This window comes from Sphaerotilus sp., from assembly GCF_041083715.1.
Classification (GTDB): Bacteria; Pseudomonadota; Gammaproteobacteria; order Burkholderiales; family Burkholderiaceae_C; genus Sphaerotilus.
This window is the reverse complement of record NZ_JBFPGY010000097.1, coordinates 1-11,516: the sequence shown is the minus strand read 5'-3', so window position 1 is coordinate 11,516 and position 11,516 is coordinate 1. Positions and strand designations below refer to the sequence as shown.

General features: G+C 67.7%; 1 protein-coding gene. It reads left to right on the top strand.

The features are described 5' to 3' along the window. Positions 1-11,516: calcium-binding protein (locus AB3X43_RS04715; protein ID WP_473965062.1), on the top strand; the 11,516-nt coding region annotated here is incomplete at both ends.

Sequence of the window (11,516 nt, the reverse complement as noted above, 5' to 3'; positions counted from 1 at the left end):
GCTCCACTGCCGGTGTACGGCAGCCTGGGCCAGCCGACCCTGCGGGGGTTGCTGAGCTACCTGCAGGCCGAGTGGCTGCCGACCTTGGGGCTGGATGCCAAGGCCCTGCAGCTCGTGATGGGCAAGACCGGCCTGGAGCTGGTCTTTGCCGACACGCTGCACCTGACGACCAGTTCCAGGCTCAACCTGGGTGCGCAGGTCGATGCGATCGGCCTGCAACTTGATGGCGATGTCAACCTCAATGTCACCGCCGATGTGGATGTGGCATTCCGCCTGAGCGTCGACTGGAGCACCGGCACCAGCAGCTTCAAGCTCGATCGGCTGGAGATGCAGGCCCGCGCCGCCGTGGACGACATCGACGTCACGGCCAGCCTGGGCCCCCTGGCCGTGCGCCTGGGCGACACGGCTCCCGGCCACCAGACCGGCTCGCTGTCCCTGACGCTGGGCGGCAGCGTGCAGCAGACGGCCACCGGCCTGGAGTTCGTGCAGACCACGGACCGGATCAACGTGGTCCTGCCCATCTACGCCGAGCTGGCCGGGCTGGACCTGAGTGCCGGTGCATTGCCGACGATCCAGCTCAGCGGGCAGGTCTTCGGCAGTGCCGCCGCCGCCAGCACGACAGCGGCCGGCTCGACCGGCGGCTCCGGCAGCAGTGGTTCCAGTGGCAGCGGTTTCAGCCTGGGCGGCATCAAGCTGACCACACTGAACTTCGACAAGATCGGTGACTTCAGCCGGATGTCGCTGGTCAGCCTGATCCAGATGTTCCCGGACTTCCTGGAGACGCTCCGGGGCCTGAGCGACAGCGGGCAACTGGCGCAGACGCTGCCCTTCCTCGACCAGGGGCTCGACCAGGTGCTCGATTTCGGCGAGGGGTTCAAGACCAGCGTCTACGACCGCATCGATTTCTTCAAGTCGGTCACCAACCTGATGACCCTCCCGTCGGTGTCGATCTCGCAGCTCGCGGTGGGCGGCAAGACACAGACCGTCCTCAACAACCCCTTCGGCGGCTTCGACGCGACTTTGCTCAAGGGCCTGCAAGTCTCCCTCTACCAGAGCGTGGGTGGCCGGGAGGTCCTGGTGGGTGACTACGGCATCCAGAGCGTGCTCGACGGCAAGACGCTGGTCCTGTCGGGCGCCCCCAGCCTGGGCAGCGGCCTGAAGGCCATGCTGCACGCGCCCAAGGTGCAGATCACGACCCTGCAGGAGTTCGTCCAGGCGGTCAACGCCTCGGGCGTGCTGCCGCCGGGCACGAACATCGTCTTCGATGCGGTGCAGCGCAGCTTCGGCGTCCCGCTGACCTTCCGCGAATCGTTCACGCCGGTGGACCAGCCGCTGAACTTCGACCTGGGCGTCGATGGCGTGACGCTGTCGACCAGTGCCCGAGGCAGCCTGACGGCGTTCGTCGAGGGAACGGTCACGCTGTTCGCCGACCTCGATGGTCGCACCCTGTTCGGGCGCAGCGGCTCGGTGGCAGTGGGGAGCACCCAGTTCTCCGACAACAGTTTCCTGTTCGACAGCACCATGGTGGGCTACAAGCTGGAGCTGGCCGGGCAGAACTTCGTCATCAGCGGCGTGCGCAGCGGTGGCCACACGGTGGTGCTGGACCACGCAGCGACCAGCGCGGTCAACGCCCTGAGCTACACGCTCCGTCAGGACAAGTTCCAGCTCGGGGTCGAGAATGTCTCTCTCAAGGGCGGCCTGTCCTTTGACGCCAAGGATCTGAGCGTTGGCCTGCAGCTGGGCTTCCTGGGGGCCACGGCGGGTGGCACGGGCACGGGTTCGCTGGTGCACGTGGGCGCCACGGCCGACATCTCGCTGGACCGCAACCCCGGTTCGGGCAATGCCCAGGACCGGCGTTTCTCGTTCTCGGACATCACGGGTTCTGCCGTGCGCTTCACCCTGGCGGGCGACGCCGAGGCGACCCTGCGCGGTCTGAAAATCAATCCGGGCGTCGGAGCGGACATTGCGCTGGCCCCCGACATCGAAGTCTCGCTGCGCGCCCTCGACCTGTTCCACCCTGGAGCCGTGCAGACGGTCTACCAGAACCCGTCCTACGCGGTCAACATCCCTGGCCTGATCAGCTCCGGCCAGCTCAGCCCCCACGCGATGGTGGTGGTGCTGCCCGACCTGGGGTCGGTGTTCGATTTCAAGAACCTGTCTTTCAGTGACATCGTCGATGCCACGCGGCAGGGACTGGAGTTCATCCGCGAATCGATCGCGGACCAGCCCTTCTACACCGTGAACCTGCCCGTGATCGGGCGCTCGCTGGCGGATGTGTTCCCCTTTGTCGACGGCTTCCTGGCCCAGATCGACGAGGCCGCCAAGAACCCGGCCGGCGCCATCGGTCAGGTCGAGGCGCTCATCGAGCATGCCCTGGGCGTGACCGATGACAACACCCTGCCCGCCGAAGACCAGATCTTCTCGCTCGCGCTGCACGGCGATGTGCTGGATGTGCACCTCAGCCTGCAGAAGGTGTTCGAGCAGAAGTTCGGCTTCAGCCTGGACCTGCAGCAGCTCGCGGCCATTGCCGGACCGGACGCGCTGGCAGGCCTGGGGTTCGTCGACAACCTGGCCGACGTCATCAACCCGGGTGCGGCCGGCAAGATCTCGCTGTCGGCGATGGCCAAGCTGCAGGTGGATGCCGGCATCCGGTTCTCCGGCAGCAGTCCGACGTTTTTCCTGTACGACTACAACCCGACCCGCCTCACGACCACGGTGGCGGCGGATTTTGGCAGCGTGCTCTTCGCACCCAACAGCAGCATGGTCAGCGACGCCAGCTACCAGCGCATCCTGGCCGATTTCCGCCAGATGATCCGCACGCAGGGCGGTGGGGTCGAGCGCGTGCTGGCCCAGGTCAACAGCAGCTGGGACCGCGTGCGCGAAGCGGACAACCGCGACGCCGTCAACGGCACGGGCCAGCTGGGTGGCCGTCGCCAGGCCGGACTGGTCGCTCTGGCGGCACAACTGTCGACGGACCTGGGGGTGCGTGTCGACCTGCAGCGCGGCGCGCAGCAGGCCCTGGACGATCCTTCCAGCCAGAAGACCTTCAGCCACGTTCAAGTGACCCGTTCGGTGGCAGTGGCCGCCGAGCAGGCGCGCGGCACCTACGCCACGGTGGGCGTGCGGGTCGCCGGCCAGGATCTGTCGCTGGGATTCGATGCCGGACCGGCCCACCTGGGCGTCACCGGTGGCTGGGCCGCGATCGACGGCGATGGCCTGGCCAGCACGGTCGACTACGCCACTGCCACGGTCAAGCTCGACCAGCTGCGCGGCAGCAAACCCGATGACGGCCGTTTCTACCTGGTGGGCGAGCGGCTGTCCGACAACGTGAGCCTGGACGTCAAGGGCGCCTTCGGCATGGACCTGCCGGTGCGCCTGGATTTCTCCGGCGGCGTGTTGCCGCTGGGGGACTTCACGGCTGCCACCACGGCCGCCGGGCTGAAAGGGCTGCTCAACGGCGCCGCAGGCGTGTCGTCGCTGTCGGCGACGCCGGTGCTGACCCTCCACGCACCGGATGTCCAGGCGGCCATGGACCAGTTCCTGGACGAGTTCAGCCTGCTGGGCATGCTCAACAACCCCAGCCGCATCCTCGACGGCATCGACACAGCCCTGGGCACGGTGCAGGACGTGCTGGGCGAGCAGCTCACCCAGAGCATCCCCATCATCGGCGACAAGATGGCCAGCGCCGGCAACTTCGTCGGCCTGGTGCGCAATGACCTGCTCGCCGACCTGCGCGCCAAGCTCACCAGCCAGGGCGGCGCGGTCGGGCTGATCCGCTCGTCGCTGTTCGATCTGTTCGGTGGTGGTGGCATCGGCATCTTGCTGGACCGACCGAACGACAGCGACAACGCCGTCACGATCGACGACATCCAGGTCGCCTGGTACGACCGCAACGGCGTCAAGCTGGCAGACTGGATCCAGGGCGGCAGCCTGCCGCCCAGCGCCGACTCGATCCAGTTCAACATGGGTCTGGGCCAGAAACTGCTGGCCACGGGCATCGACATCCCGCTGGACTTCCATCTGCCCGGGTTCTCGCTGGACATCAACGGCGGCTTCGCCTTCGACATGAACTGGGCCTACGACTTCGGTTTCGGCATCAGCACGTCCAGTGGCTTCTACCTCGCCACCAACTCGGGCGCCAATGCCGCCACGCCCGAGCTGCGTGTGACGGCCAGCGCCTACCTGGACGGCGCGCCGACCGATCCCAACGTCGTCACCCAGTTCAACGCCACCGGCTCGCTGCTGTTCTTCCGTGCCACTGTCACCGACCAGGACCGCCGTCCGGACCTGCCGGGCTTCCAGCCCAGCGGCGCCGACGTGGTGCTCGGCATCGACATCAAGGGCGACGGTCGAGGCCGTCTGGACGTGAGCCGGCTGTTCTCCCAGTCCCCCAGCCAGAGCTTTGGCATCGCCTTCAAGGTCGACTCCGACATCAACCTGCAGGCTGTGCTGGACATGCCCGGCGTGGCCGGACTGCCCACGCTCAAGGCCAATCTGGTCGTGGATTGGGACTGGCAATACGGTCAGAAGATGACCGCGCCCAGCATCAGCCTGGACCACCTGCGGGTGGACGTCGGTTCGATGGTGCAGAACATGCTGCTGCCCATCGTGGAGAAGATCGAAGGCGTCATCAGTCCGATCAAGCCGTTCGTCGACATGATGACCACGCCCATCGACGGCCTGGAGTTCATCAAGACCATCGGCATCGACAACACGCCGCTCGGCCTGATCAACAGCATGCTGGAACTGCAGGGCAAGCCGCAGATTCCGATGGGCTTCTTCAACGCCGTCAAGTTCATCTCTGACCTGCCTGACATGGTGCGTGGTTGGGCGGACACGGGTGAAATCCTGATCGGGGATCTGTCCGGCTTCGGCTCCGGCAACGTCACCACCCAGGCCGCCTCGCAGAGCGCATCGGCCAGTCTGATCAGCAAGTTCAAGTCCGTCGAGACTCAATCGGCGGGTGGAGCCACCAGCGCCTCCGAAGCCCGTTCGGGCTTCAAGATGTTCGAGTACATCAAGGACATCAACAACTGGAAAGCCATCCTCACGGGTGGTGATGCCACGCTGTTCAGCTACGAGCTGCCGCTGCTGGGCATCGACGTGAACCAGCACTTCAACCTGGGCCGCATCCTGCTGGCACCGAGCCCGTTCTTCCTGGTGTTCGGGGCGGACTTGAAATTCAGTGCCAAGGCCGATCTGGCCTTTGGCTACGACACCTTCGGGATCCGGAAGGCGATTTCTTCCGGCGACCCGGTGGATGCGCTGGACGGGTTCTTTGTCTACGACTTCACCCTGCCGCAATTCAGGAATGGCAAGGTCGTTCCGGGCACCGGCGGCCAGGAGAAGGACGAGTTCTACATCGACGCCAGCATCGGTCTGACGGCTGCGATCAATGCCGGTCCGATCTCCGGCGGCCTCAAGGGCGAGATCAACTTCCATGCGGGCGTCGACCTGCAGGACGTCGCGCGCTCCAAGCTCACCAAGGATGCCAACGGCTACGTCACCGGCGTGGCCTGGGTCAGCGACGGCAAGATCCGTGGCAGCGAAATTGCCACGATGTACAGCTACCAGGGCGGCGGGTTCCAGAACCTGTTCAATCTGTCGATGGGCGCCGACTTCACCGCCAGCGCCTTCATCGAGCTGGACCTGTGGATCGAGACGATCCCGGTCTACGACGTCGACCTGTTCACCATCCACCTGTTCGACATCCGCTACGACGCGCCCAAGGTGCAGCCGGTGCTGGCCGAGAAGGTCGGCGACACGCTGTACCTCAACGTGGGCGACCGGGCCTCGCTGCGCAAGTATTTCGATGTGACCGATGGCAACGAGAGCGTGGTGCTGTCCGGCAGTGGCGGCACAGTCCATGTCGAGTTCGACAACTGGTACCAGAGCTACAGCGGCGTGAGCCGCGTGGTGGCCCGTGCGGGCAACGGCAATGATGTGCTGGACGCGTCGCGGCTGGCAGGTGTGCTGGTGGATTTCGATGGCGGCGATGGCAACGACAAGCTGACCGCCGGCAGCGCCGGCGGCGTGCTGCGGGGCGGGGCGGGCAAGGATGAACTCAACGCCACCGGTGCCGGCCCGATCACTCTTGAAGGGGGCGCGGGCGACGACGTCCTCAACGGCGGCACGGGCAACGATGTCCTGCGTGGCGGGACTGGCAACGACAAGCTCAATGGCCAGGGCGGCAACGACACCCTGGATGGCGGCGCAGGCGATGACCGACTCTCCGGCGGCGATGGCAACGACACCTATGTCTTCGGCGACGACTGGGGCAGCGACAGCTTTGGCGACGCCGCAGGGGTCACCTCGCTGGACTTCTCGGCCATGGCCCAGGGCATCGTCCTGAACGTCAACAAGCGCGTCGTCAGCGTCGTCAACGCAGCGGGGCAGGAGCTGCGCTTCTCGGGCGGCCAGATCACCAGCATCCGCCTGACCCGCTGGACCGACACCGTGCTGGTGGCCAGCTTCCCAGAGTGGCAGCTTGACCTGCAGGACCAGGGCGGCGCCGACGACTACCGCTTCACCCTGGGCAGCGCCACGGCAGCGGGCACCCAGGGCACGGTCAACCTCGTCGAGACCGGCAGCGATTTCGACGAGATCACCCTGGAGCAGACGCGCGCGTCCGACGCCATCCAGCTCGATCTCGACACGGTGCGCAATGGCCGCGAGCGCATCACTTACCAGAACGCGCTCATGGAGCGCCTGACCCTGGAAGGCAAGGGGGCCAGCCGCGACGCCGCCGGCGTGCTCACCGCCCTGGGCGGTGACATCCGCTTCACGGCCGGGCTGAACATCGATGGCCAGGCGGTCAGCCTCCTGGGCAGCACGGCATTCCGTGGCATCGCCCGCACCATCAACCAGGGCAGCGAGCTGCAGGCCGGCTCGATCGTGATGGAGTCGCTGCGCACGCTCGACATCCAGCACGACCTGGTGGCCCTGAACAACGGCCACATCGACCTGCGCACCTACGGCGACAACGCCGACGTGCGCCTCGATGCCAATCTGGTGTCGTCGTCGTCGATCAGCCGCAACGACCAGGGCGCCGGCTGGATGCGCCTCGAGGCCGCCGACGGCAGCCTGATCAACGGCGGAAGCTACTACATCGAGGGCGAGAACGCCTACTTGCTGGTCAAGGCCAGGAACGCCATCGGCAGTGCCGCCAACCCCATCCTGACCCGTGTGGCCGAGATGACGCTGAGCACCTCGACGACCGGGGTGGGCAGCGTCTTCATCCGCGAGGACAACGACCTGACGCTGGTCGAGGAGCGGGTGCTCACCAGCCCCGAGAACCCGGGCATGGTCATCCACAGCGACCCGGGTGCCGAGCGCTGGGAAAGCGGCGTGGCCTGGGACGACCGCCCGGGGGCGGCTGCCGCCGACTGGCGCACGCAGCTCACACAGCAGCGCACGGGCGTGGCGGTGGAGGTCGCGCACGGTGCCCTCAGCATCGACCTCGTGGCCACCAATTCCCTGCTCACGCTGGCCAGCGGGCAGGTGCACACGCTGGAGAGCGGCCGCAACATCACGCTGACGGCCGATGACATGAATTTCGCCAGCGGCACCAGCCAGCTCGTGGGCAGCGGTCAGCTGAGCCTGCAGGCCCACCAGCAGGTCTGGCGCTACGTGCTGGGCAGCGCCGCCGAGTCCAGCGGCGGTGGTGATCTGACCGAAAACAGCACCATCCAGACTGCGCAACCAGGGATGTACCTCTCCGGCCGCGATCTGGCGGCGCTGGCGGATGGGTTTTCGCAGCTCTACATCGGCCGCACGGACATCGGCAACCGGATGTGGCTGGGCGACGCCAAGCTGACGAACGTCGTCAAGCTGACCGGTGCAGCACGCAATGCCGACTCGCGCCAGTCCGCCTTCCGGGACCGCACCACGCTGTACGCCGACGAGATCACCGTCGTGGGCGATGCGCAGGCCCCGCTGGATGTCCTGACCCTGCACAGCCGGCTGCTGTCGGTCAACAGCCAGAACCTCCACGACCCGAACGGCCTGCCCGATTCGGGCGTGACAGCCCAGACCCTGATCGTCGAAGTCGGTGAGCAGGCGGTGGTGGGCGGCTGGCTGCGTGGCCTGGACCGCGTCAGCCTTTCCGTTCGCGGCACCCCGGGAGACGCCGGGCGCAGCGATGCCTATTTCACCCCGGCCTACCTGAACGAGGCCGGCGCCAACAGCCTGCAGATCGACGCGCGGGGCCGCATCGAGTCGGTCCACACCGGCGGGGTGGTGCAGATCGACACGCTGCACAGCATCGAGATGCGCGGGCGCATCGACCTGCTCGGCGCGGGTTCGACCCTGGATCTGCACACCGCCGGGCCGCTGATCCTCGCCGAGGGCGCGGACATCGCCGGCCTGGCGGACAACACCACCCTGAACCTGCGCTCCGACGATGTCATCGCGGCCAACGCGGGCTCGTCGGTGCGGGCAGGGGTCGATTTTGCGGGGGTGGCGCCGTTCATCGCCGGGGCCAATGGCCGCGTCAACCTGGCGTCGGTGCATGAAATGCTGCTGGGCGGCTCGGTGTCGGCCTCGGGCGACATGGCCCTGGCCTCAGGAACCCAGCGTTACGACGGACTGGCCTACGGCCGGCAGGGCGGCATGGGCTACGACCCGCGCTATGTCCTCTTCGACAAGACGGGCTACTTCCAGAACATTGCCCTGGTCAGCCCCGACCATTACCTGGCGCAGCACACCGGTGGCTATGGCCTGCTGGTCACCGGCACCATCTCCAGCCTGGGCGACAACCGGCAGCTCGTGCTGCGGTCGAGCCAGGATGTGATCCTGCGCGGCAACGCCAACGCCACGGGCGCGGGCGCTTCGCTGACGTTGCAGTCCGACGAGTGGCTGTACGTCGAAGGCTTCGCCACCGCGACGGCCGGGCTGTCGCTGTACGGCGGGGTGGGCCTGGACGGCCAGACCCTGTCGGGCGCCGGGGCCCGGGCCGACGCCAGGGGCAGCAGCGTCTACGTGCAGGCCACCAGCACGCTGCGCACCACGGCAGCGAACAGCACCGTGCGCGTGGTTGGCGCCGAGGATGTGGACCTGTTCGGCGCACTGGTGGCCGGTGGCGCACCGGGCGCGAACGGCGTGGCCTTCGCGCTCGACGCCAACGGCGATGGCGGTGCCAGCATCGATGTCCGGGCCGGCCAGATGGTCCGTCTGGAGTCGGGCCTGCTGGCCAGTGGCAACGTCACCGTCACCGGCGGCACGCCGGGGGCGGACGACAGCTGGGACGGACGCACGCTGGGTGCCGGTGACAACCGGGTCAGCGTGCTCGTCAACACCGCTGGCGGCATCACCGGGGCTGGCCTGGGTGCCAATGGCGCGGGCAGCCAGGTGACCCTCCAGGGGCCGGGTCGCATCGAGGTCATGGGCTGGATCAACGCCGGTGGCCGGCTGGTGCAGACCTTCGATCCGGTCACCCACAACATGCTGTCGCAGCAGGTGGCCTGGACGGGCCGTGACTCCGACATCCTGATCCAGTCGGCTGCGCAGACCTTCATCGGCGGCCAGACCGTCAACCAGGCGGGGCAGGTCATCACCACGGGCGGCTACCTCAACGCCAGTCGCCTGATCGACGTGCGCGGCGGGACGGACCCGACCGGGTTCGGTCTGCAAGTCGACGGTGCGGCCGAACTCGTGGTCGAAGGCACCCGCAACAGCGACGGCTCGGTGCGCTCGGCAGGAGAAATCCGCCTGTACGGCACCAACGACGTGAACATGCTGGGCCTGTTGCTGGCCGGTGGCCGCAGCGAGATGGTGCGCGATGCCTCGGGGCACTACATCGGCCGCCGCATCGTGCACTACGACGTGGATTCGAGCATCCGCGTGCAGGCGGATCGACAGCTCATCATCGGCTCGGACATCACGGCGGGCCACCGCGTCGAGCTGGTCGGCGGGCTGGACACGCGCCCCGTCTCGATCGGCTCGCCCTACGACGGGCGCGGACTGGTCCTGTACGGATCGGCCACGGTCGGCACCACCCAGGCCAGCAGCGAAGTGCTGCTCGATGCACCGGGCCGCATCGACATCCTCGCCCCGGGCGACACCAACGAGCTGACGTTTGCCGGCTGGGCCGCGTCGGCCGATGGCCGCCTGACGCAGGACGTCACGGTGGTCATGCGCATCGACAAGGTCAGCTTCACGGTCGAAGCGGCCGTGACCGTGCATGCCGCGGACACGGCAGCCAACACCACGATCGCCGACTTGCTGGCCGACCTGGACACGGCCATGGCGTCGGCGTCCTGGACCGTGGTGCAGAGCGACGGGCCGCCTGCCACGCCCGCGCTGGGCGCGGCCTACACCGACTTCGGGGCCGATCCGACCCACCCGGACATCAAGGCGAAGATGCTGGACGGCCACATCCGTCTGGCCAGCCCCTACGCCATCGCGGTGCGCACCACCAACGACGCCGGCGAAGCACGCACCCGCCAGGCGCAGGATCTCGGCCTGGTCTTCGCCGATGGCCAGACCACCATCGAGTCAGGTCGCCGCTATGCGGTCGATGCGGCGGCGCCCGGCTCCACGGTCACCATCGGCAGTCCGGCCGGCCCCAACGGCAAGCTCTACATTGCCGGCAAGGTGCGCGCCGACAGCGCCATCCACCTCAACAGCGGCATGTCCGCCGACGGCCGGGACATCGATCTGGACGCCACCGGCGTGCTGGAAACGCTGGACGGCTCGATCTCGTTCAACGCGGGCGAGACTGGCGTGCTGCAGGGCGACATCATCGCCCGGGGCGCCGGCAGCGACGTCATCATCCGCTCGGCCCGCTCGCTGGTGGTCGAAGGGCTGATCGAGGCGGCCGACCAGGTCATCCTGCATGGCGGTGACGGCACGCTGATCGACGACAGCACCACGTCCGGCCACGAAAGCCTGCGCCTGCAGAACACCGCCCGTGTCATCACCAACGATGCGGGCGGCTCGATCGCGCTGAGCGGCACCAACCAGGTCTTCCTGGACGGAGCCGTGCAGACTGTCCGGGCCGATCAGACGATCACGCTGCGCTCCGACCTGGGCCTGCTGACACTCAACCGCACCAGCGGTCGCGTGCTGGCCGCCGGTCAGCTCGACATCGCCGCTCGCGATCTGGTCATCGACGGTCCGATCACCAGCACCTACCGGCGCAGCGACAGCCTGCCGGAGGTCCGTCTGGTCGCGCTCGACAGCCTGGCTCTGGGCGGCAACCTGACCGCGGCAGGTGCCGTGGTGGCGCAGGCCGGTGGTGGCTTGGGCATGCTCGACAGCGCCTGGCGCGCTGGCAGCATCGATCTGAAGGCGCGCCAGATCGACTTCGGCTCGGCGCTCGATGTGCCTGAAGCCCGCCGACGCGGTGCCACGGTAGAGGCTGAAACGGCCCTTGACATCACGGCCACAGACCAGCTCACCGTCAACGCTGCCACCCAGCTGGTCACGAGCGCCGCCCGTTCGACGCTGAACGTGCAGGCCGGTCAGGTCCTGATCGCCGGGACGGTCTACGCCGGGGCCCGCACCGACCGGGGCGC